Raw genomic sequence first — 24,078 nt, 5'->3', positions numbered from 1 at the left:
GGGTCCTGGCCGCAAGGGGGGGTTGCTTTAGTACTAGAGCAATGGAGGTGCCAACCAAAGATTATGTTCAGATCCAATTAAACAGCGCTCGATTCACTACCAGTGTCGAGGTTTTAGACGAAGAGCGCCCTTTGTCGGCCCAACTCCTAGCCTTCCTACTGGATCAAAAAATTCTCGGGCTGACTGGACTCGACAGAACCAGCGCCAGAATTTCTACTTATAGGAGATGATCTCTCTCAAAACGAAACAGTCTTTCTGCGCTCTGCTGCTGAGTATGTGGGCAACTCCTGCTCTCGCCTCATTTCATATCGTCGTTGACCCCGGTCACGGAGGTGTCGATAAGGGAGCGGTTTACAATTCTATTCGTGAAGCTGAACTCGTTTTAACAGTCGCTCAAAAACTGCAAACCCTATTAAGCAAAGATCCAAATTTTACGGTCACCATGACTCGCGAAAAAGATCGCGCCATCTCCCTGCCCGAGCGCGTGAAAACCGCTGAAAAAGCCAATGCCGATTTGTATGTGAGCCTTCATGCCAATGCAGCTTTAGATCAGCGGGCGCGGGGTGTGGAATTTTTCTTTCAAAACAACATGCCTAGCGATGAAGACAGTCTGTTTTTAGCGAATCAGGAAAATCAGGCCATCATGAATGCCCGCGACCTGCACACCATTTCTGGTGGTGATGAACTTTCAAAAAAAGGTGACATTGCAGCGATTGTTGAAGATCTGCGTCGCCAAAATCGTATGTTCTCGAGCTTACGCTTAACGAAAGCTCTGACGACGATCTGGGAAAACGACGAAAACGCCATGCGGGCCACCATAAAACAAGCGCCTTTTTATGTGATCTCAAAGACGTCTATGCCTGCAGTCTTAATTGAGATTGGCTTTATTTCGAATCCGCGCGAGGCAAAACGCCTCCAACAGAAGGATTATCAAAAAGATCTCGCCGAAAAAATCTATAACGCCCTCGTCTCATATAAAGAAAAGATGGACAACTCCTCGGCCAAGAACTTAAATTAGGGGCCTCTAACCATTCTATAGAGGCTGATCAAAAACATTCAGATGCAAGGCGGAGGGAGCGAACCGCAGCGCAGGCGTACTCCCGGTACGTCGGAGCGAGGACCGCACCCGACAACGCAGCAGATGGATGTTTTTCATCAGCCGCTTCAAGGAGTACCTATGCGCAGCGACGGCCGTCTTTTTGACCAACTTAGAAATATCAAAATCACACCAAATGTTGCTGAATATGCTGAAGGCTCTGCTTTAGTTGAATTTGGTAAAACAAAAGTTCTTTGCACCGCAAGCTATGAAGCGAAAGCTCCGCAATGGCTCGCAGGCACTGGCGCGGGCTGGGTGACGGCAGAGTACGGCATGCTTCCTCGTGCCACTCATACTCGTAATAAACGCGAAAAATCTTTGAACTCGGGTCGCACTCAAGAAATCTCTCGTCTGATCGGGCGTAGCCTTCGCGCTGCGGTTGATTTGAAACAATTGGGTGAAAAACAAATCATCATCGACTGTGACGTTTTGAATGCTGATGGCGGTACACGCACGGCTTCGGTAACGGGCGGTTATGTTGCTTTGGCGTTGGCTCTTAAAAAGCTTGCAGCGGTAAGCGAAATTAAGTCCATGCCATTGATCAATTACGTTTCCGCGATCAGCGTGGGTCTTCACAATGATAATATTTTATTAGATTTAAATTACGACGAAGACAGCGCGATCGGCACGGATATGAATTTTGTTATGACGGACAAAGGAACTTTCATTGAAGTCCAAGGAACAGCGGAACACATGCCATTCACTCGTCAACAATTGAACAAGATGATGGATGTGGCTGAAAAAGGTTGCCGTGAATTATTCATTCACCAGGCAGCGATCGTTGGCGAAGCTTATCGTTTGGCTGGCGTTTAAATAAAGGAGTTTGTACATGGAACTTTGGATTGCAACTGGCAATAAAGGCAAACTTACTGAATACCGTATTCTTTTAAATGAAGTGGCGGACTTGAATCTTCATCATCAAGGTGAGATCTCGTCCTTCACTCCCCGACCAGAGGACGGCAAAACATTTTTGGACAACGCTCGTATCAAAGCGAAAACTTTGCGCGCCGTTAAAAACAATGTTTGGGTTTTAGGTGAAGACGCCGGGCTTGAAGTGGAAGGACTTAACAATCTTCCAGGAATTCACTCTGCTCGCTATGCGGGTCCTAAAGCTTCCGATAGCGAAAACGTTTCGAAGCTTTTGAAAATGATCACTCTGAAACCGATGGCAAATAAGAATGCGAAGTTCGTTTGCACGACAGTCGTGTACACGCCAACAGGTGAAGAATGGGTTTTCACCGGGGAAATGAAAGGCACGATAGCCAGCAAGCCTGCAGGTCTGCACGGTTTTGGTTACGATCCTGTGTTCATTCCAGAGGGACAAACGCAAACTTTGGCGGAACTTGCGAGCGGATTTAAAGCCCAGCACTCTCACCGCGCTCAAGCGACAAAACAATTCCTGGCGAAACTTAAAGAAACTGGAAATATCTGATAAAAAAAAAGCCGATCGCAAGATCGGCTTTTTTGCTAAACGCGCTAAAAATTTTCGATACGCTCAAACTGAAACGCGCTGAATCCGGCACGTGCAATTAACTAAAAAATTAATACTGTCCTGGAGTGGCGACACAACGGAAACCCACGTTCTGAATGCTGATTCCCCACGATGCGGGAGCCTGCACTTCATTTGCCGTGATATCACCGATGTTCGCTGTGAAGATTCCAACGGTGCCTCGATTGTTCACACAGTTTGCTCCACCGCGAATAACCTTGCCCGAGCTGCCGCCGAATAAATTCCCCATAAAGACGTCCTTTTTAGGGGTATCGGTCATGCCCGTGAAATCCAACAGCGCTTTCGAGCCAGGCTTCACGTCCCAGTTATTGTTATGATAATTACGGCCATACGGTGACGATAAATCTGGAGAGTAGGAGTTTCCATAAATCGTGTCGCTGACCCACTCCCAGGCATTACCTCCGAAGTCCCAAATCACGGCCCCACTTGCAAGAACAAAAGTCCGGCGTTCTTCGTCTTTGCTTTTTCCCGTCCCATCGTATGGGTTTGCGGTGTTGCTGACGGCAATCGGTTCGCTCCAACCGGAGTAATAACCGGTATAAAGATTTCCTGAAAGTTTTGCTCCACCCGACCAGTTTTCTCCGCGATTATAAATTTCCAAAGCTGTCGCATTCCACTCGGCATTCGTCGGCAAACGATACGTGATACCAAGTGCCGTACACGCAGCTGCTGCCGTTGCCTTCGTCGCAATCCACGGCTTACCAGTCGGCGTCGATACCGCCGAGCCGGAGCTTTGTTTCATTTCAAATTTTGCGATACAAAATGCCGAAGTTCCAAGTGAAGCATTCGCACTCACCAATTCAAAATTCGTCGGGCATTTCATCACTGGTGTTGGTGATGGCGAGGGCGACGGACTTGGTGACGGAGATGGTGAAGGGCTCGCCGTCGGTGATGGCGTGACCGTTGGCTCTGGAGAAGGACTTGGAGAAGGACTTGGAGAAACAGTTGGAGAAGGTGTTACTGTTGGTGACGGAGTAACCGTCGGCTCCGGTGATGGACTTGCCGTTGGAGAAGGTGTTACAGTCGGAGCTGGTGAAGCAGTCGGTGCAGGCGAAACAGTCGGCTCCGGCGAAGGAGACGGCGTCGCTGTCGGCGCAACTGTTGGTACGGGACTCGCAGTAGGTTCTGGGGAAACAGTTGGAGAAGGTGTCACAGTCGGAGATGGCGTTACCGTTGGTGTGGGCGACGGCGACGGTGCTGGAGCCGGTGACTGAGACGATTCATCTGGCGGAGCGGCGACAGCATCGCTGCTCGAGTCTCCTCCCGAGGAACAAGAAATCAGAAAACTTGTCAGAGAGACGTAGACAAGACTTACTATCAAACTCTTCATTTCAAAGTTCCTTTACACGATTCAAGATTTCTTATGCTGTTACTTCTTATTTTTACCGCTTCTTAACATTTTTCAGAGAAAGTTTTGCGTTCCCACAAAAATGTAGACTAAGGCCCTCGGAGATTGGGCTAGTGATTCCGTCTCCCCGACAAAGAATGTGAGCCATCCACAAGTACGAATCCTTCTTTACCCAGCGCGGCCAAAACCGCCTAAAACTGCTTATTTCTTCCGCTTTTTAGAATAAAAAACGTTCCTAACTTTACTCTGTAATAACGGTTTGTTAGTGTCCTCCAAACATAAACCCTATTCCGACAATGTCGGGTCAACTCTGGAGACTTGAGTGATGATGAAGGGCCTTAAACTATTTACCGCTAATTCTAACCCTGAGCTGGCTAAGAAGGTGGCTGCGGCTGCCGGTATCGAACTCGGTTACTCCGAGGTCAGCACTTTCGCCGACGGCGAAATCCAAGTAGAAATTCATGAAAGTGTTCGTGGTCAGGATGTCTTTGTAATCCAAAGTACATGCCCACCTGTGAACCAAAGCTATATGGAGCTTTTCGTGATGCTTGATGCTCTTCGCAGAGCTTCGGCAGCTTCCATTACGGCTGTGATCCCGTACTTCGGGTACGCCCGCCAAGACAGAAAGGTCGCTCCACGCGCCCCTATCTCTGCGAAATTAATGGCAGATTTGATCACCACGGCAGGCGCGGACCGCGTGGTTTCCGTGGATTTGCATGCGGCTCAAATCCAAGGTTTTTTTAACGTTCCCGTGGACCATTTGTTCGCCATCCCTACCCTGGCTCGTGCCTGGCGCGAATCCCACGGTATTGGCTCTGACTTTGTTGCAGTGAGTCCCGATGCTGGGGGAGTGGAAAGAACCCGCGCCTTCGCAAAACGCATCGAATCCTCCATGGCCATCATCGATAAACGCCGTTCCGGCCCTAATGAGGCAAAAGCGCTTCACTTGATCGGTGATGTGACTGGAAAAACTGCCGTGATCGTGGACGATATGATCGATACGGCTGGAACACTTACACAAGCAGTTGACAGTCTCTACAAGAATGGGGCAAAACGTGTGTTCGCTGTTGCAACGCACCCTGTTTTATCAGGCCCTGCCATCGCCCGTCTGAAGGATAGCCCCATCGAAAAAGTGTGGGTGACCGACACGATTCCGTTATCGGAAGCAGCGAAAAACTGCGGGAAAATCGAAGTGGTATCCGTAGCTCCAGTTTTGGCTGAAGCAATCAAGCGTATCCACGGCAATGATTCCGTCAGCAGCTTGTTTGATTAATTAAAAGTTTTCGGCAAACGCCGAATTGAAACAACCAATCCTCTATCGGACTAGAAGGAAGACATTATGAAAAATAGAATCGAACTAAACGTAGAAGCTCGTCAAACTGGTAAAGGTAACAGCCGCGAATTGCGCGTTAACCGCCAAGTTCCTGCAGTTATCTACGGAGCTATCTCTCCAGTTAGCATCTCTGTTGGCGAAAAAGAAATCGTTAAGTACAACACTCGTGCTTACGAAAATGCTCTTTTCAACTTGAAATCTCCAGTTAAAGAAGCAAACGGTATCGTAGTACTTGTTAAAAAAGTAGACGTTCACCCGGTTTCTCGCCGCCCACAACACGTTGATTTCTACGCTTTGGATCTTAAAAAAGCAGTACGCGTTAACGTTGAAGTTCGTCTTGAAGGTAAACCAGTTGGTTTGTCTGAAGGCGGTATGTTGAACGTAGTTAACCGTCAAATCGAGATCGAAGTTCTTCCAACTGAGATCCCAGAATTCTTCACAGCTGACATCTCTAACTTGGCAGTAGGCGACGCTCTTCACGCATCTGACGTGAAAATCACTGGCTCTGCTAAATTGATCTCTTCTGCTGACACAACTATCGCGGTTGTATCTGCTCAAGAAGAAGAAGTTGTTGCTGCTCCAGTTGCTGCTGCACCGGCTGCTGCCGCTGCTCCAGCTGCAGGCGCAAAAGCTGCTCCAGCTGCTGCTAAACCAGCTGCTAAAAAATAGTTTCGGACTATTGCAGTTCCAAAAAGGCGGCTCTTATCGAGCTGCCTTTTTTTTTGATTACGGCTTAACGAGGTATTTATGTCTTCATGGTTGATCGTTGGACTGGGAAATCCCGGTGGCGAATACAAGCTCACTCGTCACAATATTGGCTTCATGGCTGTCGACTATTTCATGCAAGGCCTGGGCAATCCGTCTATTAAAAATCAATTCAAAGCCGAAGTGGCACAGGCAACGTGGCAAGGTCACACGCTTTACTTCTGCAAACCACAAACATACATGAATCTTTCTGGCGAGTCGGTGCAACCGTTGATGGGTTACTATAAAATCCCTCTGGATCACCTGATCGTCATCCACGACGATATCGACCAGCCGTTCAATCAAATGAAGATTCATAAAAACCGTGGGCACGGCGGTCACAACGGAATCAAAAGTATTTCGCAATTAATGGGAACTCAGGACTATGCCCGACTTAAACTGGGTGTGGGCCGTCCCGAAAACCCGAACTATCCGGTAGCGGATTACGTTCTGGGGAAATTTACGAAGGAAGAGTTCGATAAAATGCCGGACTTCCTCAACAAAGGTATCGACGCAATTGAGAGCATCATTCTAGATGGCATTCAAAAAGCTTCGACAAAATTCAACGGGTAAGTTACATTTCCCCGTGTTAAAATCAGGTTTTTAAGGAGTTACTAATGGCTTTACAAGTCGGTATCGTCGGTCTTCCGAATGTTGGTAAAAGTACGCTTTTCAATGCGTTGACTTCAGCTAAGGCTGAGGCAGCCAACTACCCTTTCTGTACTATCGATCCCAACGTGGGCGTTGTAACAGTTCCAGATCCTCGTATGGATAAAATCACTTCCTTTATCAAACCACAAAAAGTAATTCCTACTACAATGGAATTCGTGGATATCGCAGGGATTGTTAAAGGTGCTTCCCAGGGTGAAGGTTTGGGAAACCAATTCCTTTCACACATCCGTCAAACAGACGCTATCGTTCACGTGGTTCGTTGCTTTGACGACCCAAATATCGTGCACGTTGCAGGTTCTGTGGATCCTATCCGTGATATCGAAATCATTAACACTGAGCTTTTGCTAGCTGATTTGGATTCTGTTGAAAAACGTCTTCAACGTATCGAAAAACAAGCTAAGAACTCCACTGACAAGAAATTGAAAGCGGAAGTTGAAGTCGCGAAAAAAGTTCTAGAAGCTTTGGGCAAAGGTCTTCCAGCTCGTTCCGTAACTTTGGACGATTTCGAAGCTCCCCTGCTTAAAGAAATGCATTTGTTGACTGCTAAACCAGTTCTTTACGCTATGAACGTTTCTGATTCTGACTTTGCAGCTGGTGGCAATGACTGGACTAAATCCGTTATCGCTCGCGCTGCCGAAGAAAACAATAAAACGATCATGATCTGTTCTGCGATGGAAGCAGAGATTGCATTGTTGCCACCGGAAGATCGCGCCGACTTCTTGGCAGCCTTGGGTGCGGAAGAGCCAGGTCTGAATCGTTTGATCCGCGAGGCTTATACGCTTTTGGGCTTACAAACTTACTTCACGGCCGGTGAAAAAGAAGTCCGTGCTTGGACGATCCGTGCAAACACGAAAGCTCCACAAGCAGCGGGCGTGATCCATACGGATTTCGAAAAAGGTTTCATCCGTGCGGAAACTTATCACTGTGAAGACTTGTTCACTTACAAGTCCGAGCAAGCAGTAAAAGATGCGGGTAAATACCGTGTCGAAGGTAAAGAGTACGTCGTGAAAGACGGCGACGTTTTATTCTTCCGTTTCAATGTTTAGAGCTTTTAAAAGGTCCCGCAAGGGACCTTTTGTTTTTTCAGAAAAGGCAGAAAAGGTACGCCGTACCTTTTGGGGATGCAGTGCGGAACCGCAGCGGAAATGAATCTGGCAATGTTGACCTCAAGGCGAGTACCTACTTTACTTACCTAACTCAAAAACCAGTGAGGAATAATGTTTCAGAAATTTTTTAGCACGTTGTTGATTCTTTTGGCTTTCTCCCCCCTTCAATCTGCCTTTGCTGCAAAAATCACAGATGGTGATATTCATAAAGGTGATTATCGTTGGTTGCAGTTCAACCTGATGCAATCTATCGACAACAAAATCCCTTTCGAAAATCAGCAGGACACTTACTTTGAAATGGAGTTTGGTGGACGCTCTGGAATCGTGGACCTTTATGGGTACTTGGATATCTTTGATATTTTCAATTCCCCTAACAGCGATCGTCACGGTGATACTTCTCAGTCCGCCACTCAAGACGACAACTTCTTTTTCAAATTCGCTCCGCGCTTTTCTTTGGACTACATGACTGGTCATGATCTGACTTTGGGTCCGGTGCAAGAGTGGTACGTTGCCACTTTGTTCAACGTGGGTGATCGCGCCTTGTTTGAAGAATACATTGGTTTTGGTTCTGACATTCAAATCCCATGGCTGGGGAAATTGGGTGCAAACTTGATGGCTCGTCACGTGCGTGAAAATTACGGCGCGTCCGACGAAGGCGAATGGAACGGTTATATCCTGACAACGAACTGGTTTAAGCCCTTCGTAAACTTTGAAAACCAATCCTTCATCACTTGGCAGGGTTACCTGGATTATAAATTCGGCGCAAATAAAATTGCTGATGACGTAGATCGTACAAGTTGGTCGCTAGAATGGTTTAATGGTATTTACTGGCACTCTAAGCAGTATGCTGCTGGTTACGGTTTGAAGTACTACCAGAACATGGCTTTGTTCAAAAGTGGTGGTATTGCTGGAGAAACTTCGGGCTTTGGTCACTACTTGGATCTGACATATAAATTCTAAATTAGACTTTTCAGCTTCCAACAAAGAAAAGGCCTCTGTTCAGAGGCCTTTTTTATTTATCAGTCTTAATGTTTTGCAATTCCCACCTCCGCTGCCGAGGTGGATGTTGCAGTTTAGTTATTTACGCCTTTTTTCTTAGAGCCAGCAGTAGCTTTTGCAGCCTCCGCCGGAACGGCTTTCAAAGTTCTCATCATGCCCATTGGAGTCATGGCTTTATCGTACCACTCGTCAGGTGCGCACATGTTCAGTGCTTGCAGCGTCAGAGCAATTGTACTTGTTGGGGCTTCACCCAAGATTGCTAGCTTTTTGCTTTCTTTACCCAACTCTTGCGCGCGAGTTTCATAGGCAGTCGCCGCTTTATCCAACAACGAGTTACATTGGCTGAAAGTTTTTTGATTCATCTGGGAAATAACGTCCTTCACAGAATCACAAAACTTTTTATCCTGTATAACAACTTCTGCAGTTGAACCATCTGGTGTCCCCACGACGTTACTGAATTGATCGATCGCGCAGTTGCCGTCGCTCAATTTAGATAGCTTCGCTTTGGTTCCGAATCTTCTCATCGGATCATACTTTTTAACCGCAGCCTTATCATTTTCATAATTGATGACATAGCCCTGGTCATTGACTTCGTATTTTACAGTTTCTTCAACAGTCTCGGATTTGCCATTCACGATAATATCTTTTTTGAAGGTCACGATGACGAACTTGGCATCCGTCTTAAAGCTTTTGATACGCTTTGAATCTTTATTGATTTTCGCGCGACCATTTTCAACAGTCAGGATCGGATCAAAACCACCCGTTGCTGTCATGTTTGCGCCACCGATAAGGTTGTTGATCGTGCCATCGCAATTAAAAGAGTTGTCGATGGCTGCCAAAGGCGCTGCATGTGCGACACTCACTGCGAACGCCAGGCTCGCGAATACTATCTTGATCATGTGTTCTCCTGTTCAATCAGTATATGAGGATTATTGGTGTTCACAACTCGACGACAGAGCTCTGGATTGGAATCAAGCCTTTGGTCATTCAAAGAATGGTTACAAATAGTTTATCGAACCTTTGTTGATAAGGATCAGGATTGCTTGCGGTTATCGATCAGGATGTGGAAACTCCACACGGTCAGGAACAAAACCAAGCTTGGGAATAAAATCAAATGTGGAAAGCTTGATAGAGTCTTCCACCCTTCGCTTACCAAAATCCCCCAACTTGTATAGGGAGGATGAACACCGATCCCGATAAAGCTCATAAAGCTTTCATACAAGATGTTTGTGGGAATTTGCATCGCCACCAATACCAAAAGCGTACTTGCGATATTAGGCAGGATATGACGAAGCAAAATATGCGGGCGATTACCACCGACGGCGATCGCGGCTTCAACAAACGGTTTGCGTTTAGTTTCAATAACCATCCCGCGAGTCACACGAGCCATGTTGATCCAGTGAGTGAATGAAATCCCCACACACAATCCCACCAAGGCAGCCCACTGCGGGTCCGCAATAGGCAGAATCACTTGCACGCTTAAGCACAACACGGCGACCAGGATGAAATTTGGAATCGCCATGATAATGTCACAAAAGCGCATCATCATACGATCAAGGACTCCCTCAAACCATCCGGCGATGGAACCGTAAGTAAAGCCAATCAGGAAAGTCAAAATGGCACAGACAATTCCCACTGTTAACGATACGCGAGCTCCCAATAAAACCCGGGCAAATAAATCACGCCCCAACGAGTCCGTACCAAACCAGTGCGCCCAAGAAGGTGCGAGCAAAATCTGATCTACGTTTTGTTCAAAGCCTTGAGTGAATACAAAAGGACTGATCAAGACCGCTAAAATCAAAATACTTAAAAAAGAAATGGCCAGAATCACCGAAGGACGTTTCATCACATCTCCTCCTGAATTCTTGGATCCACGGCGCGCATCAGAATATCAATCAGGGAATTTACAATGATTAGTAAAGTTCCATAAAACAAAGTCAGACCCACGATCAAGGTGTAATCGCGATCGCCTAAAGCCATGATGAACTGCCCACCCAAACCTGGAATAGCAAAAAGCATTTCTACCAGGAAGGAACCAGATAGCAAGCCCACAAGCAACGGCCCCAAATAGCTTAAAAACGGAATCATGGAATTACGAAGCACGTGATGAAGCAGGACATCGCCCTCTTCCACGCCTTTGGCTTTGGCCGTGCGCACGTAATCCAGGCGGTAGTTTTCTTTCAAGGACGTCTTAAGCAAGCGAACTAATGAAGCCATCGGCCGCAGACTTAAAGTCAAAACTGGCAAAATATAATTCACCGGAGAAGTTAAGAACGCCGTCGGCAGAAGATTAAAATAAAATCCAAACAGATAAATCAGTAAAGGCCCCCAGAAAAGACTGGGTAAAGAAATAAACGTGATCATCAACTGATCGACGCTCTTTTCAAACAAGCCGCCATTGTACCGCTGAGACAGCAGAGACAAAGCGAAGGCACCCACGAGCACCAACACCAGTGAAATCAGATTTAAGCTTAAAGTATTACTAAAGCCATTTGCGATCATTGTGGAAATTCGCAGATCCGGATGAGCCATCGACACACCCAAATCACCTCGAACCAACGAACCAAAATATTTGGCAATCTGAGACACAGTGGAACCCTGAAGCCCCCACTGCTCGGTTAAGGCCGCACGAACCGTCGGATGAAGAGCCGCCTCATTATCAAAAGGTCCACCAGGCAACGCCTTCAGCAACAAAAAACTAAGCGCCACTAGCACCGCCAGTGACGCAATAATCTCGATCGCCTTATTAAGTAAAAAACGCACCCAGAAACTAAATGTCATCCCAATTTTCTTTGCCGACCAACTCTGCGTTAACCTTCACCGGCACCGCTTCTGATAGGTATGGGAAAAGATCCTTTTTGTTGCCGTACAATTTTGCGTAAACATAAGCGTTGGACACAACACGTTTTACATAGTTACGAGTCTCAAGGAATGGAATGTGTTCAATGAACTCATCCGTTTCCAAAGTACCGAAAGACACCAACCAGTTTTTCACACGGTGAGGTCCCGCATTGTAACCAGCAGCAACCAATGGAATCGTGTTATCAAAGCGGTCCATCAGACGCTTCAAGTAACGAGAACCGATTTTTACCGCAACATCTGGTTCAAGCAATTGCGGCGGTTTAAAATCTTTATCGCCCACCAAAGTTGCTACTTTATAACCTGTGAACGGCATCACTTGCATCAAGCCTAAAGCACCCACTGGGGAAATCGCATCGCGACGGTAAGAACTCTCCGCTCTCATGATGCCCCAAACAAGTTCTGTCGGAACTGTGAACTGCTTTGTGTATTTATCAACAGAATCAGAATACGCGCGCGGATAAGCCAGTTCCCACATCGCACGGCCGCCCTCAACACCTTGAGAAGCACGCGTGGTACCGAACGTCACCTGCGCAATATAAGAAGAACGATTAAAGTGACCCGCAGTGGAGTACTCAGACATCAAAGTTTTCAGGTAATCGCGGTTGCGCGTTTTCTTTTCGATATCATAAAGGTCCCAACGTGCCCACTCGTTTTCACCGATGATCATCAAATCACGAGCACGTTCAAAGCGCTTCATCAAAATCGGAGAAGAAAAGGCCACAGCCTTATCGCCACCTTCAGCAGCTTCGTCACCTTCGGCTGGAGCACCATCTTCACCTTGTGCGACCTCCACAGACTTATTGTCTGGGTTTGCTTCCACGTCGGCTTCTTCGTCGCTTTCTTTTTCGTCATCAGCAGAGTATTGAGTGATCATCAAGTTCTCTTCCGATTCAGAATCATCACCGCGGAAGCTGACATCATCCACATTTGGCATCAGGAACTCACTCGCTGAAAAGCGCGCGATCATGCGTGGAGTTGTTGGCAGATTCGTCGTCGCCAATTTTTGCAAGGGAATCACTTCCATCTTTTTCAAACGAGCCTGAGCGGCGATAGCGTAGTAACCCAAAAGAGGATCTTTAGACAACGTCGTCATCTTGTTACGGGCTTCAACCATTTTTCCTTGGCGGAACAAACTCATCGCCATCCAATAATTCACACGGTCATTCGGGAAAGTCTTCCACGCGCGATTGTTACGGCGTTTCTCGCTCTGCATTTCTGCGAAAGCTTTATAAGCGCCCGTATAATCACCTTTAAGATATTTCAACCAGGCCAAGTGCCATTTCGCATCTTTAGAAAGACCCGATGTTGGATAAAGCTTCATGAACTCTTGGAATCTGCGCGCCGCCCCATCATAGTCCTGAAACTGATAGCTTAGGAAGGCTGATTGATACAACGCCTGACGACCCGTTTTCGAGCGCGGAGATAACTTGTAAGCGGAATAATAAGAACCCACCGCCAATTGCACCTCACCGGCACGAGCCGATGCGGAAGCAAACAGGATCAGGTAATCGAAGTCGCGTTTTTTCTCTTCATAATAGGGTTTTAAAAGATCAACCGCTTTCCCCAGCTCGCCTTCTTGCATATAGAACTGAACTTGCAATTTATCTGCAAGATACTTGTCGACTTTAGCAAGGTTGGTTTTCATCACATTGATTTCCGTCTGCGCGCGGGAATCAAGACCTGCGAAAAGCAAGTATCTTACGCGAGTACGGAAGTCTTCGGTGCTGGTGGCACAAGCCGTCTCTTTGCCTTCGAATTTTGACGAAGCCAGATCCACTTCCCAATGCGCCACTTTAGAATAGCCCGGATGTTTTTCATAAAGTTTTACCAACCACTTACACATCAAGGCGCGCTTACCCAAGCCCTGCTCTGCCGCTGCCAGGTTGTAAATAACTTCCGGATAAGATTCGGTATTGCGAGTGCGTTTTTCAAGCTTTGTGAAAATATCCGCCGCTTGCTTGTAATTCTTTTTTTCAAGCGCGATTTGGCCCATCAACGTTTGCACGTCGATCGTCATTTTCACATTCGGAGAAAGTTTTTGGATTTGCTCCAGCTCTTTATAAGCTTCATCCAATTTGGAAGTTTTTAGGAAAGATTGCGACAAGTAATAACGCGCATACTCTTCCATTTCAGATTTATTTTGAGCAATCGTTTGAAACGTAGGGATGGCTTGCTCGTATTTCCCAGATTTAAATTGATCTAAAGCTTTCTTAAAAGAATCCAGCTCGTCTTTATTAGACTGAGCCATCGCCATTGGCACTGAAAGCAAAATAGATAGCAAAACAGACTTTGCAATTGTGGTCCGCATCCCGTCACTCCCTCGAGAAGTGCGCTGTCCGATTGGTTTCTTCTGCGTTGGCCCGTCGTCGCAGTACAAGTTGTACGGCTTCCTCCGGTCCGCCTTGAATAAATCAATCGGACAGCGCACTAGCAATGATGGCATCATCCTTGTCACCATCATTTAACAATGATACCGAATATCTATGGCAAAATCGAAAAATAAAACTGTCTATACCTGTCAAAATTGTGGAGCCCAGCGACCTCGTTGGGAAGGTAAGTGCTCGGACTGCGGCGCCTGGAATTCTTTCGTCGAGGAATTGCAGCTGGAGGAGCCTAAAACCAGAGGATGGTCGACAGGAAGTGTCGAAAAAACGAGCACTGCACCTGGAGCAGGTAAACCCGTTTCTCTAGACCAAAGCCTCGAAGCGATTAAATTGGATCGCTTTGATACGGGATTCCAAGAGCTGAATCGCGTGCTGGGCGGCGGTCTTGCGCGTGGAAGCTTCGTGTTATTAGGTGGATCACCTGGTATTGGTAAGTCAACTTTGCTTTTACAAATGGCTGGCGGCTTAGCTTCGGACAAGCGCAAAATTCTCTATATCTCTGGCGAGGAAAGTGTCTCCCAAACAGGATCACGTGCTCATCGCTTAGGGATACGTTCCCCGCTGATTGAAGTGGGTGCTGAATCCAACCTTCATAACGTAATGGAACTGGCTCGTCATAAAAAACCAGATGTCTTGGTCGTCGACTCGATTCAAACAATGTATTTGTCTGATTTGCAGGCAGCTCCGGGTTCAGTTTCTCAGGTGCGTGAGTGCGCCGGGCATTTGATGGGTCTTGCAAAACAAGACGGCATTGCCGTGATCCTGATCGGTCACGTCACCAAAGACGGAACAATTGCTGGTCCCAAAGTGCTGGAACATATGGTGGACTGCGTGCTTTCCTTTGATGGTGACACGTCTTATGATTTCCGCTTGCTAAGAACTTTGAAAAATCGTTTCGGTGCCGCTCATGAATTGGGCGTGTTCCAAATGAACTCCAAAGGTTTGGAGGAAGTTTTAAATCCTTCGGAACTTTTTCTGGAAGAGCGTGGGGATCAACTGATCGGTTCCGCTGTCTTCGCTTCAATGGAAGGAACTCGCCCACTTTTATGTGAAGTGCAGGCGCTGACTCTTTCCACGAATATGGCGATGCCTCGTCGTACTTCTTTGGGTATTGATGTCAACCGTCTGCATTTATTGACGGCGGTTTTGGATCGTCACTTGGATGTGCGCCTTTCCAGCAATGATATCTTCGTAAATGTCGTCGGTGGTTTGAAATTGGTGGAGCCGGCAGCGGATTTAGCAGTGGCGGCTGCCATTTTATCAACGGAAGGTCGTCGTGATCTTGACGCAAAGACTGTTTTCTTTGGAGAAATCGGTTTGACGGGCGAAGTTCGCGGGGTTTCATTCGTTGAAAGCCGTATCAAAGAGGCTGATAAGCTCGGCTTCCAACATTTTGTCATTCCGTACTCAAACAAACGCCACCTGGCGGATTTGAAAATTTCTGGTGATAAAAAGATTTCTTACATCAAAAACGTCAAAGATTTGAGCCGTCTGATTTAATCGGAAAACCCAGCGGACGGCGCCCGGTTCTGACGTCGTCCCTATCCTGTCTTCGCCAAACTGACCATAACCGGGGTAAAACGTATTTCATCTTCATGAGTCCACGATAAGACCGCATTTTCGACAAATTCAACCCTCTTGCTTGCAGTCCGCAATTCTGTGTACAATTCTTGTATAAAATCAAAAAACCAGAGGCGATACGGATGTCAGCACTCGAGCAGTTACACAAACAGGAATATAAAGCCGGCGAATTTATTTTCTTTCAAGGCGACGTAGAAAAGCATTTCTACATCATCGAAACCGGCACAGTTAAAATCTGCACCCTGGATCGCGCGGGCAAAGAAGTGGAAATCAACCGCATTGCCGATGGTGAATCCTTTGGCGAGTTCGCTCTGTTAGACAATGCTCCCCGCTCCGCTTCTGCAAAGTGCGTGACAGACGTGGTGGTGGTTCGAGTTTCTGAAGACGGATTTCAAGAACTTTTAAACGATCTCCCTGTCTGGGCCAACTGCATGCTGAAATCATTTGTGGGCCGTCTGAAAAAAATAATGGACGAACAAAAAGACCAACAAGTTTAAAAATTAAAAAGCCCACTTCGAGTGGGCTTTTTTTTTATTCCTGAATCAAACGCATCAACATATAAACGTTGGCTGCGATGATGATGGCACAAATACTCCACCCCGCCGCTTTAAACTTTGCAGACAAAGCCCAGTCTTTCATCAGAGTTTTAGAACAAGCAAACATCAACAGCGGAACCACCGCAAACGGCAACTGCAGACTTAAGATCACTTGTGTTCCCACCAGCAGTCTTCCGACAGCGTGCTCGCCCATATAATGCACACCAATCCATGCTGGGATGATCGCCAGGACTCGCGCAATCGCGCGGCGAATCCAGACTGGCATATGGAAATGCATAAATCCTTCCAGGATCACCTGTCCCGCAATGGCTCCTGTAATTGTTGAACTTTGTCCCGCCGCAAACAATGCCAACGCGAACAAGAAACTCGCAGCACTTGCTCCCAATAAAGGACTTAGCAATTTGTAAGCATCCTGAATCTCTGTGATTTCATAATAGTGATTTAAGTGAAAGACTGATGCCGACACGATCAGGATCGCCGAATTAATAAAGAACGCGATTGCCAAACTTAAGATCACTTCCCACGTAATCATGCGAATCGAATATTTCAGTTCCGCGGGAGTGTCCTTGATCACCCGACTTTGCACCACCGCCGTATGCAGGTACAAATTATGCGGCATCACCGTTGCTCCCATAATACCGATCGCCACGTACCACGCGTGCGCCGTATTGAAGGAGCTGGGTTTAGGAATATAACCATTTAGAACCTCCCACCACGGCGGCGAGCTTAGGAAAACCTGCACCACAAAACACAGCAAGATCATTAAGACAAACGCGAGCACGATTGCTTCAATCCTGCGCATGCCTTTACCTTGCAATATAAAGATAAAGACCATGTTAAATGCCGTCAGTAAGATCCCATTTTCAACCCAAACTCCCAGAATCATATTAAAGGCTAAGGCTGTTCCTAAGACTTCGGCGATATCTGTTGCGATGATGGCGATCTCGGCCAAGACCCATAGGATATTTTTCACCCAGGGACGATATTGATCCCGGCAAAGTTCTGCCAGATCTTTTCCAGTCACCACGCCCACGCGTACGCAGATCGATTGCAATAACATCGCTGCGACAGAGGAAAACAAAATGACACAAAGAAGATTGAAACCGAAACGGGAACCCGCTTCAAGATCGGTGGCCCAATTACCCGGGTCCATATAGCCAACGGCCACTAAAACACCGGGACCGATAAACTGAGTGAATTTTCTTTTCGGAAGCTCAACGTTCATGACTCCATTCTCGGTGCAGTCACGAATCTTGGGTAGAGCTTTTTGGATTTATTTCTGTGACGGATACTTAATGAAAATCTCGCGCTGTAAATCCACCATCAGACTTAGCAGGCGACTTTCCATGCGAGTGTCTACGTTTTTAAATTGCATTCCGGCGGTTTGAATTCCATCTTTACTGGAAGAAAAACGCACTTCCAATTCAAATTCGATGGGACGACGAATTCCCAGGCGCACAGTGCCGCGAATATTATCGCCTTCTTTAAATGCAGGAATGTCATTCGCCATGGCGACACGCACGCCACCAGCACTGATATCCAGGATCTTGCAATCGATGAAAAACTTTTGGGCATTATGCTGCATGAGATTGAATACGCCATCGTACTTTTGCGGAAGATCAATGCGAGCATTGGCCCGTCTTTGCAGCTGGAACAAATCCCCGTCTATTCTTAAATGCGCCCAGCCCGTGGAAAACACCAGATCTGTGCGGAAGAAATAACGTTCATTTTTAAACATAAAGTTCACTACAACCGATTGGTTTTTCGTGAACATTTTAGAATTAGAAGTGTGATGGCAAAGAAGATCTTCATCTCTTTCCGTTTGCACGGCGATCAGATTAAAAAACGAATCGTCATCACCCTTGACGGAGACTTGAATCTTGTCATGAGCCAGTTCTCGGAAAAGAAATTTTTTTTCCGAAACCGGAACTTTCTTAAAAATATTTTGACCTAGTTGCATTCTAAACTCTGCTCAACGCCTTTTCCCAACGAACCTTGCGAGCATTACGTTCCTTGGTAGACATTTTAACTTTAAATTCCTTGTCAGTTGCCCAGATTTTTTTAATTTCTTTAATGTCTTTCCAGAAACCACAACCCAGCCCCGCCATAAAAGCAGCCCCCAAGGCTGTCGTTTCCAGATTTTTCGGGCGAATCACATTCACACCGGTATAGTCCGCCTGCATTTGCATCAACAGATCATTGGCAGCGGCGCCACCGTCAACTCGCACAGAGCGCACTTTTTTACCCAAGTCCTTTTCCATCGTGACCAGGATATCCACATTTTGCAATGCCATAGCTTCCAAAGTCGCACGCGCAATGTGGGCCTTGGTCGTTCCGCGGGTCAAACCACAAATCACGCCACGTGCCTCGGGTTGCCAGTGAGGAGCTCCCAATCCCGTCAAAGCCGGAACGAACTCCACGCCATCCGTCGTTTCAACAGTTTTTGCCAGCGCTTCAATTTCCGATGACTGTTGGAATAAGCCCAAGCCATCTCGAAGCCACTGAACCGCAGCTCCGCAAACAAAGGCACCGCCTTCAAGTGCATAAGTCATGTCACCGTCTTTAAGTTTCCAGGCAATCGTCGTGAGCAATCTGTTTTTCGACTTCACAGCTTTTTTACCCGTGTTCAGCAAAAGAAAACTTCCTGTGCCAAAAGTACATTTCGACTCTCCGACATCGTAACAAGCCTGACCAAAAAGAGCTGACTGCTGATCACCCAGGATTCCGCAAATAGGAATTCCATCGGGCATAAAACCCAAACCGCGGGTTGTGCCGAAATCAGCATTCGAAGGACAGATTTCAGGGAGCATACTTTCTGGCACGCCAAAAAGTTTTGTCAGCTCCTCATCCCACCAGCCTGTGTGAATGTTCATCAGCATCGTACGAGAAGCATTAGTAACATCTGTTTTATGGGATTCACCCTGGGTCAAACGCGACAGCAAATATGTATCCACAGTGCCGGCCAACAATTCACCATTGCGAGCACGTTCTTTTGCGCCTTTAACATTGGTAAGAATCCATTGAATTTTCGTCGCCGAAAAATACGGATCCAACACCAAACCGGTTTTCGCCGTGATCATTTTCTCTTTTTTGTTTTTCTTTAATTTTTCACACTGTGCTTGAGTGCGGCGGCATTGCCATACGATGGCGTTGTAAACAGATTTGCCAGTTTTCTTATCCCACACCATCACTGTTTCACGTTGATTGGTGATTCCAATGGCTTTGATCGCTGAAGCATTGATTTTCGCTTTTTCAATCGCCAGACGCATCGATCTTTGTGTCGTAAACCAAATGTCCTCAGGATCGTGTTCCACCCAACCTGGTTGAGGGAAAATTTGTTTGAAGGTTTCACGAGCCTCAGAAACGAGACCTCCGGCTTGATTGATTATGCAAACCCTCGAGCTGGTTGTTCCTTGATCAATCGCCATGATAAAACTAGAAGACATAAATTCACCTCAAAAACTATCGATGAAGCAACATGGGGCCTGAGAATTATCATGATGAATTTCTTGCAGAAACCCAACGAAAAAATCTTCGGATTGAAGAACCTCGACAAGGACACCTTGATCTTTCGAGTGCTTCCCCGTTTTCTGCTTGAGATCCTTCGCAAATACTTCCGTATGGAAATTTTAGGGGCCGAAAATATTCCCCGCCGTGGCGCCTGTGTGATCGCTCCCAACCACTCGGGATACTCGGGATTCGATGCTTTTTTGCTTGGGCACATCGTCCAACAAGAAGGCAAACGAGTTCCAAGGGTTTTAACTCACCATTTTTGGTTTTTAACAGAAACGACCGCTATCCCCGCTCACAAAATGGGTTTTACGGAAGCGACCTATGAAAACGGCGTGAACTCACTTAAAAAAGGAAATGCCATCGTACTTTTCCCCGAGGGCGAAGCCGGAAACTTTAAACCGACTTCAAAACGCTATCAATTGCAGGAATTCAAACGCGGTTTTGTGCGTATGGCTTTAGAAACTCAAAGCCCCATTGTTCCGGTGGTGATTTTGGGAGCAGAAGAAACCCATATCAATCTAAAAAAGCTTAAATTCACCAAATTCCTAAAAGGTTCGGTGATTCCACTTCCTTTGAATATCATCCCGTTGCCAGCAAAATGGCGCATTCGTTTCCTGGAACCCATTCACCTGCCTTACAAACCAGAAGCGGTTGAAGACGCCGAATTGGTGCACGAAATCGCCCAGGACATTCAAGAAAAAATGCAGGCAGCGATCGAAGAAGAAATCCAAAAACGCGGAAATCCATTCTTGTAGGGAACTGTTACCTATTTTTTATTGGAATCGGGGATGTCGGCGCCGACGGCGTTTAGAATCAGTTGCCACTGAGCCGTTAAAACGCCGGGCTTATCAGTGTTACGACTGACAAGTTGACTGACGAGCAAAGCTGCCACGCCTGTTGCAATAACCAGGAGGAGCACATACTCCACCACGATCTGACCGCGTTTATTCATATCGTTTATGATATCAGAGTTCTTGGATTGCGCTAGGACGAACTAGACTAGCTGGCTGCCAGTTGTTCATAGTCATACGCAAAGTATCGATTAATAGATCCAAATTCTCATCTTCGAGCGGTCCACGTAATCCGATGACTACGTCTTCACCCCATTTTTCGCATTCCAGAGGATTCTCGGTTTTAGCATTTTCGAAGGAAAGTTGGAAACTGTCAGAAGTTGGGTAAACCATCACCAGGATGTTAGCGCCGGAAGCTTTTGCGGCTTCTTTGGCTTTTGCAGTCTCGGCAGACAACTGCTGTTGAATCATAAAGTAGATTTTCAAAGCCAAAGCTTCATGAAACTGAGCAAAGTAGATTCGAACGGGCCCATCAAAGATGGCGCTGTTAAACGCAGGATTGAAATACTTCGACTGCATTAATGTCGTGTACGATGATCTCATCTTGTTGCTCCCCCCGGATACACCACAAGACTAGAAAGAAAAGAGCTCCTAGTTCAAACAAAAATTTATAATCTATGTAAGATTCTTAAATTTGCGACGCATTGAATTATTTAAGGCTGTCGAAAATCTTCTTTCCTCGAGAGAAAACCAGCTTCTTCGGACGTTCACCTACCGAGTAGAACAGGCAATCCCAGCTCTGATCAATGCACAAAATATCAGCAGACTTGCCAACTTCCAAAGATCCGATCTCTTTATGTAAATTTAAAGCGTGGGCCGCACCTACGGTATAAGCGGATAGGACTTGTGGCAGAGTCATCTTCATTTCCAGGCGCGCTAGCAACCCCACCAAGTTCAATTCTTGAGTTGGAGAAGTGCCGGGATTGAAATCTGTCGCAAGTGCCACGCGGGCCCCTGCTTCGATCAATTCTTTGGCTTTGGGATAATTCGTTCTGGTATAAAGATCCGCCGTCGGCAGCATCACGCAAGTGACATTGGAGTTTGCAAGATTCTTGATTTCTTTATCTGTGATTTGCAAAAGATGATCACCCGATAAAGCCCCCAGCTTAACAGCAAGATCCGCCCCACCCGACAAAGTCATTTGATCCGCATGAATCAAAACATCAAACCCCAGCTCTTGAGCCCGGCGCAGGTATTTTTCAGACTCTGCCAAAGGGAAAAACCCCTTTTCGATAAAGACATCCACACGCGAAGCGAGTTTCTTTTTCTTAACTTGTGGCAAAACCACGTCGCCCAGATGCTGCAGATAACTTTCGTAAGTTTTAAATTCTGGAGGAAGAGCATGGGCTCCTAAGAAAGTCGCGACCGTACGAGCGCCCTCAAGCTTTTGTACACTCTGCAAAACCTTCATCTCGTCTTTTAGATTAAGCGCATAACCGGATTTGATTTCCACTGTCGTCACACCTTGAGAAACAAAGTGATCCAGGCGCTCTTGTCCCGTGCGTGCAAGTTCCCCGACGGAAGATTGACGAGTGTTTTTCATGGTCGACAAAATACCGCCACCCTTGGCAGCGATTTCTTGATAGGAAACTCCATTGTTGCGCAGTTCAAATTCAGCCGCACGATTACCAGCATAAATCAAATGCGTGTGGCACTCGATAAAGCCCGGCAACACGGTCAAACCTTTGGCGCTGACTTCTTTGATTTTAGATTTCGCAAATTGTTTTGGCACTTTGCCTGAAGGCCCGATCCATTGGATCACGCCTTTATCTATTAAGATCGCCTGTTTTTGAGAGATTCCCAAATCAGCTTCAGTCACACGACGGCCATCTTTGGAAGCCGCCCCTGCCATCGTCAATAATGTCGAAATATCGCGAATTAAAATCATAGACTTTAGTAAAACACGAAACCTTAAAAGGTAACAGTTCCCTTTTCGGAATGCGCCGCAGTCGAAACCTTAACTAATCTCTCTGATGACTCTTGCAGGATTTCCCACAGCTAATACGTTCGCCGGAAGGCTTTTGGTCACAACCGCCCCAGCCCCCACCACCGTATTATCTCCTATAGTGACACCGGGACAAATGATGACATTGCCACCCAACCACACGTTGTTACCAATAGTAATGGGATGCGCTGATTCCAACCCACTTTTTCGAGTCTTTGAATCCAAGGGATGAGTGGCTGTATAGAATTGCACCCCCGGCGCAATCTGACAGTCCTCGCCGATGGTGATTTTATTGCAGTCCAAAAATACTGCATTGAAATTGATAAATGTGCGCGCCCCGATGGAAGTATTACTGCCGTAATCCACGTGAAACGGTGGGCGCACAGTCACTCTCTCGCCCACGTCGTCAAAGATATCTTGTAAGAGCGCTGTGCGTTTTTCTGTGTCGGCTGGATTTGATTGGTTGTATTCCAAAACTCGCTGTTGCACCAAGATCTGCTCAGCTTGCAAAGCCGCATCCGCGATATACAATTCGCCAGCGAGCATTTTTTCTTTTTCAGTTTTTGCTTTCTCCACAACCACCTCACAATAGGTGATACCGCACACTTAGCGAGGTCGCACGAATTATAAAGCCCGTCTGTGGCAACGCAGATTTTCGGAAAATTAAGCCGCTATGGAGCCCTTATTTTGCTTCATTTTATTTTTGATTTCGTTCTTAAGAAGCACATAAAGGTTTTGCTCAAGCGACTGAACGAGTGTGGTCAATTTGTATCCTTGAATACCCAATACCTTACGCAAAGGATCACTAAAAACCGCGACCGCAATGCTACAAACAGTAAGTAGCAATCCAACTCCCAAAGTGGCCGCCACAACCTGAGTTTGCGTCGGAGCCACCGGAAAAGCACTGTAAAAAGCAGCACCTAAATTCTTACCAAAAAAGAAATGTTCTGCCGCATCTTTGTTTGCGACGTTACGGGCAATTTTTGATCCCATCCCCGTCACTCCCAAACCTCCGTCATTGAAAAACATTTTACCTACGCACAATGTAAGTACAGTGGTGATTAAATCCGTCACCAACACCTGGGCAGACGAAAACCTATCGACCTCTTCTTTATAAAGATCTGACATTTTTCTTTTTATTTGCGCGAGTTCACCTTCAGAGAAATGCGAATCCAGCTGAAGTTCTTTTTGGATTTTCTGAAATACCTCATCTTGGGAGGACGCCAGAAATTCATCCAGTAATATTCTTTCAGAAACTTTCTGATAGCGTGTTTTGAAGCCCGAGGGAACTTTTTTAATGAGCGAATTTCCTTGAGACCAGCCCAATTTATCAGCGATTTCAATCCCTTTTTTAGCCGTCAAAAATGGAATAGCCCACAGGGCGTTCAAGGGATAAAAAACCAGATCCAACAAAACAGACTGCCGCTGGATTTTAACTGCTTCATTTAAACTGAAATGGCGGTTTACAAAGCCTGCCACCTCATTCTTTTTCTGCTCGAAATGTTCTTCCAGAATTTCATCGATGGTACCCAAGATGATGTTTTTTTCTGCGTTCTTCATTGCTTCCTCAAAAGAGC

At 46.5% G+C, this 24,078-nt stretch carries 24 protein-coding genes; 11 read left to right on the top strand and 13 right to left on the bottom strand.

From position 1 onward, the window contains the following. Positions 1–226: 226 nt before the first annotated feature. The 3 genes from HW988_RS05890 (at position 227) to rdgB (ending at position 2,528) form a co-directional block, all read left to right on the top strand. Positions 227–1,018, top strand: coding sequence for an N-acetylmuramoyl-L-alanine amidase (locus HW988_RS05890; protein ID WP_181606627.1), 792 nt, complete (start codon positions 227–229; stop codon positions 1,016–1,018). 159 nt (positions 1,019–1,177) lie between these two features. Beyond that, on the top strand, positions 1,178–1,909 hold the full coding sequence (gene rph / locus HW988_RS05885) for a ribonuclease PH (protein WP_181606626.1): 732 nt from the start codon (positions 1,178–1,180) through the stop codon (positions 1,907–1,909). Positions 1,910–1,925: 16 nt separating this feature from the next. Beyond that, on the top strand, positions 1,926–2,528 hold the full coding sequence (gene rdgB, locus HW988_RS05880) for an RdgB/HAM1 family non-canonical purine NTP pyrophosphatase (RefSeq protein ID WP_181606625.1): 603 nt from the start codon (positions 1,926–1,928) through the stop codon (positions 2,526–2,528). A gap of 109 nt (positions 2,529–2,637) precedes the next feature. Here rdgB and HW988_RS05875 read toward each other — a convergent pair whose 3' ends face one another. Continuing rightward, positions 2,638–3,936, bottom strand: coding sequence for an SUMF1/EgtB/PvdO family nonheme iron enzyme (locus HW988_RS05875; RefSeq protein WP_181606624.1), 1,299 nt, complete (start codon positions 3,934–3,936; stop codon positions 2,638–2,640). A gap of 343 nt (positions 3,937–4,279) precedes the next feature. On the opposite strand from HW988_RS05875, the gene HW988_RS05870 reads away from it, so the two are divergent. From HW988_RS05870 to HW988_RS05850, 5 genes are all read left to right on the top strand, one after another. Beyond that, entirely contained in the window at positions 4,280–5,227 is a 948-nt protein-coding gene (locus tag HW988_RS05870; RefSeq protein WP_142699547.1) for a ribose-phosphate pyrophosphokinase, read from the top strand. A 66-nt stretch (positions 5,228–5,293) separates the two neighbouring features. Further along, positions 5,294–5,956, top strand: a complete 663-nt coding sequence (locus HW988_RS05865; RefSeq protein WP_181606623.1) for a 50S ribosomal protein L25 — start codon at positions 5,294–5,296, stop codon at positions 5,954–5,956. Positions 5,957–6,034: 78 nt separating this feature from the next. After that, a complete protein-coding gene (gene pth, locus HW988_RS05860; protein WP_181606622.1) occupies positions 6,035–6,604 on the top strand; it encodes an aminoacyl-tRNA hydrolase in 570 nt (189 codons plus the stop codon). A gap of 44 nt (positions 6,605–6,648) precedes the next feature. Further along, positions 6,649–7,749 (top strand): redox-regulated ATPase YchF, encoded by a 1,101-nt coding sequence (gene ychF / locus HW988_RS05855; protein WP_142699544.1) that lies wholly within the window; start codon positions 6,649–6,651, stop codon positions 7,747–7,749. 171 nt (positions 7,750–7,920) lie between these two features. Next, positions 7,921–8,769, top strand: coding sequence for an outer membrane protein OmpK (locus HW988_RS05850; RefSeq protein ID WP_181606621.1), 849 nt, complete (start codon positions 7,921–7,923; stop codon positions 8,767–8,769). Between the two features lie 113 nt (positions 8,770–8,882). Here HW988_RS05850 and HW988_RS05845 read toward each other — a convergent pair whose 3' ends face one another. The 4 genes from HW988_RS05845 to HW988_RS05830 form a co-directional block, all read right to left on the bottom strand. Beyond that, entirely contained in the window at positions 8,883–9,707 is an 825-nt protein-coding gene (locus tag HW988_RS05845; protein ID WP_181606620.1) for a hypothetical protein, read from the bottom strand. A gap of 134 nt (positions 9,708–9,841) precedes the next feature. Next, positions 9,842–10,654, bottom strand: coding sequence for an ABC transporter permease (locus HW988_RS05840; protein ID WP_181606619.1), 813 nt, complete (start codon positions 10,652–10,654; stop codon positions 9,842–9,844). Then, positions 10,654–11,589 carry an ABC transporter permease gene (locus HW988_RS05835; protein WP_255490223.1) on the bottom strand — a complete coding sequence of 312 codons (936 nt, stop codon included), beginning with the start codon at positions 11,587–11,589 and terminating at the stop codon, positions 10,654–10,656. The genes HW988_RS05840 and HW988_RS05835 overlap by 1 nt, the downstream gene beginning before the upstream one ends. Next, entirely contained in the window at positions 11,579–13,978 is a 2,400-nt protein-coding gene (locus tag HW988_RS05830) for a transglycosylase SLT domain-containing protein (RefSeq protein WP_181606618.1), read from the bottom strand. Before HW988_RS05830 ends, HW988_RS05835 begins: the two co-directional genes overlap by 11 nt. Before the next feature lie 175 nt (positions 13,979–14,153). On the opposite strand from HW988_RS05830, the gene radA reads away from it, so the two are divergent. Continuing rightward, on the top strand, positions 14,154–15,554 hold the full coding sequence (radA, locus tag HW988_RS05825; protein ID WP_142699540.1) for a DNA repair protein RadA: 1,401 nt from the start codon (positions 14,154–14,156) through the stop codon (positions 15,552–15,554). A 203-nt stretch (positions 15,555–15,757) separates the two neighbouring features. Beyond that, positions 15,758–16,132: a Crp/Fnr family transcriptional regulator gene (locus tag HW988_RS05820; protein ID WP_181606617.1), complete on the top strand. Its 375-nt coding sequence runs from the start codon at positions 15,758–15,760 to the stop codon at positions 16,130–16,132. A gap of 34 nt (positions 16,133–16,166) precedes the next feature. Here HW988_RS05820 and HW988_RS05815 read toward each other — a convergent pair whose 3' ends face one another. The 3 genes from HW988_RS05815 to glpK are packed head-to-tail and all read right to left on the bottom strand — an operon-like array spanning position 16,167 to position 19,638. Beyond that, positions 16,167–17,417 carry an Nramp family divalent metal transporter gene (locus HW988_RS05815; protein ID WP_181606616.1) on the bottom strand — a complete coding sequence of 417 codons (1,251 nt, stop codon included), beginning with the start codon at positions 17,415–17,417 and terminating at the stop codon, positions 16,167–16,169. Between the two features lie 48 nt (positions 17,418–17,465). Then, on the bottom strand, positions 17,466–18,152 hold the full coding sequence (locus tag HW988_RS05810; RefSeq protein ID WP_142699536.1) for a flagellar brake protein: 687 nt from the start codon (positions 18,150–18,152) through the stop codon (positions 17,466–17,468). Between the two features lies 1 nt (position 18,153). Then, positions 18,154–19,638 (bottom strand): glycerol kinase GlpK, encoded by a 1,485-nt coding sequence (glpK, locus tag HW988_RS05805; RefSeq protein ID WP_255490221.1) that lies wholly within the window; start codon positions 19,636–19,638, stop codon positions 18,154–18,156. A gap of 51 nt (positions 19,639–19,689) precedes the next feature. Between glpK and HW988_RS05800 the strand changes: the two genes are divergently transcribed. Continuing rightward, positions 19,690–20,460, top strand: a complete 771-nt coding sequence (locus tag HW988_RS05800) for a lysophospholipid acyltransferase family protein (RefSeq protein ID WP_181606615.1) — start codon at positions 19,690–19,692, stop codon at positions 20,458–20,460. Positions 20,461–20,471: 11 nt separating this feature from the next. Here the strand turns inward: HW988_RS05800 and HW988_RS05795 are convergent, their stop codons facing one another. The 5 genes from HW988_RS05795 to HW988_RS05775 form a co-directional block, all read right to left on the bottom strand. Beyond that, complete coding sequence (locus tag HW988_RS05795) at positions 20,472–20,657, bottom strand: hypothetical protein (RefSeq protein WP_142699534.1); 186 nt, start codon at positions 20,655–20,657, stop codon at positions 20,472–20,474. Positions 20,658–20,670: 13 nt separating this feature from the next. Beyond that, positions 20,671–21,099, bottom strand: coding sequence for a hypothetical protein (locus HW988_RS05790; RefSeq protein WP_181606614.1), 429 nt, complete (start codon positions 21,097–21,099; stop codon positions 20,671–20,673). Between the two features lie 106 nt (positions 21,100–21,205). After that, positions 21,206–22,444: an imidazolonepropionase gene (gene hutI, locus HW988_RS05785; protein ID WP_181606613.1), complete on the bottom strand. Its 1,239-nt coding sequence runs from the start codon at positions 22,442–22,444 to the stop codon at positions 21,206–21,208. A 69-nt stretch (positions 22,445–22,513) separates the two neighbouring features. Next, positions 22,514–23,047 (bottom strand): sugar O-acetyltransferase, encoded by a 534-nt coding sequence (locus HW988_RS19195; protein ID WP_181607617.1) that lies wholly within the window; start codon positions 23,045–23,047, stop codon positions 22,514–22,516. A 117-nt stretch (positions 23,048–23,164) separates the two neighbouring features. Continuing rightward, entirely contained in the window at positions 23,165–24,061 is an 897-nt protein-coding gene (locus HW988_RS05775; protein ID WP_181606612.1) for a DUF6635 family protein, read from the bottom strand. Positions 24,062–24,078 lie beyond the last annotated feature (17 nt).

Origin of the sequence: Bdellovibrio sp. KM01 (assembly GCF_013752535.1) — a bacterium.
Classification (GTDB): domain Bacteria; phylum Bdellovibrionota; class Bdellovibrionia; order Bdellovibrionales; family Bdellovibrionaceae; genus Bdellovibrio.
The sequence above is the reverse complement of the archived record's forward strand: the minus strand, read 5'-3'. Positions and strand labels throughout refer to the sequence as shown.

Coding starts and splice junctions, on each gene's coding strand:
- HW988_RS05890 (WP_181606627.1), top strand. CDS start 227: ATGATCTCTCTCAAAACGAAACAGTCTTTCTGCGCTCTGCTGCTGAGT.
- rph (WP_181606626.1), top strand. CDS start 1,178: ATGCGCAGCGACGGCCGTCTTTTTGACCAACTTAGAAATATCAAAATC.
- rdgB (WP_181606625.1), top strand. CDS start 1,926: ATGGAACTTTGGATTGCAACTGGCAATAAAGGCAAACTTACTGAATAC.
- HW988_RS05875 (WP_181606624.1), bottom strand. CDS start 3,936: ATGAAGAGTTTGATAGTAAGTCTTGTCTACGTCTCTCTGACAAGTTTT.
- HW988_RS05870 (WP_142699547.1), top strand. CDS start 4,280: ATGATGAAGGGCCTTAAACTATTTACCGCTAATTCTAACCCTGAGCTG.
- HW988_RS05865 (WP_181606623.1), top strand. CDS start 5,294: ATGAAAAATAGAATCGAACTAAACGTAGAAGCTCGTCAAACTGGTAAA.
- pth (WP_181606622.1), top strand. CDS start 6,035: ATGTCTTCATGGTTGATCGTTGGACTGGGAAATCCCGGTGGCGAATAC.
- ychF (WP_142699544.1), top strand. CDS start 6,649: ATGGCTTTACAAGTCGGTATCGTCGGTCTTCCGAATGTTGGTAAAAGT.
- HW988_RS05850 (WP_181606621.1), top strand. CDS start 7,921: ATGTTTCAGAAATTTTTTAGCACGTTGTTGATTCTTTTGGCTTTCTCC.
- HW988_RS05845 (WP_181606620.1), bottom strand. CDS start 9,707: ATGATCAAGATAGTATTCGCGAGCCTGGCGTTCGCAGTGAGTGTCGCA.
- HW988_RS05840 (WP_181606619.1), bottom strand. CDS start 10,654: ATGAAACGTCCTTCGGTGATTCTGGCCATTTCTTTTTTAAGTATTTTG.
- HW988_RS05835 (WP_255490223.1), bottom strand. CDS start 11,589: ATGACATTTAGTTTCTGGGTGCGTTTTTTACTTAATAAGGCGATCGAG.
- HW988_RS05830 (WP_181606618.1), bottom strand. CDS start 13,978: ATGCGGACCACAATTGCAAAGTCTGTTTTGCTATCTATTTTGCTTTCA.
- radA (WP_142699540.1), top strand. CDS start 14,154: ATGGCAAAATCGAAAAATAAAACTGTCTATACCTGTCAAAATTGTGGA.
- HW988_RS05820 (WP_181606617.1), top strand. CDS start 15,758: ATGTCAGCACTCGAGCAGTTACACAAACAGGAATATAAAGCCGGCGAA.
- HW988_RS05815 (WP_181606616.1), bottom strand. CDS start 17,417: ATGAACGTTGAGCTTCCGAAAAGAAAATTCACTCAGTTTATCGGTCCC.
- HW988_RS05810 (WP_142699536.1), bottom strand. CDS start 18,152: ATGCAACTAGGTCAAAATATTTTTAAGAAAGTTCCGGTTTCGGAAAAA.
- glpK (WP_255490221.1), bottom strand. CDS start 19,638: ATGTCTTCTAGTTTTATCATGGCGATTGATCAAGGAACAACCAGCTCG.
- HW988_RS05800 (WP_181606615.1), top strand. CDS start 19,690: ATGATGAATTTCTTGCAGAAACCCAACGAAAAAATCTTCGGATTGAAG.
- HW988_RS05795 (WP_142699534.1), bottom strand. CDS start 20,657: ATGAATAAACGCGGTCAGATCGTGGTGGAGTATGTGCTCCTCCTGGTT.
- HW988_RS05790 (WP_181606614.1), bottom strand. CDS start 21,099: ATGAGATCATCGTACACGACATTAATGCAGTCGAAGTATTTCAATCCT.
- hutI (WP_181606613.1), bottom strand. CDS start 22,444: ATGATTTTAATTCGCGATATTTCGACATTATTGACGATGGCAGGGGCG.
- HW988_RS19195 (WP_181607617.1), bottom strand. CDS start 23,047: ATGCTCGCTGGCGAATTGTATATCGCGGATGCGGCTTTGCAAGCTGAG.
- HW988_RS05775 (WP_181606612.1), bottom strand. CDS start 24,061: ATGAAGAACGCAGAAAAAAACATCATCTTGGGTACCATCGATGAAATT.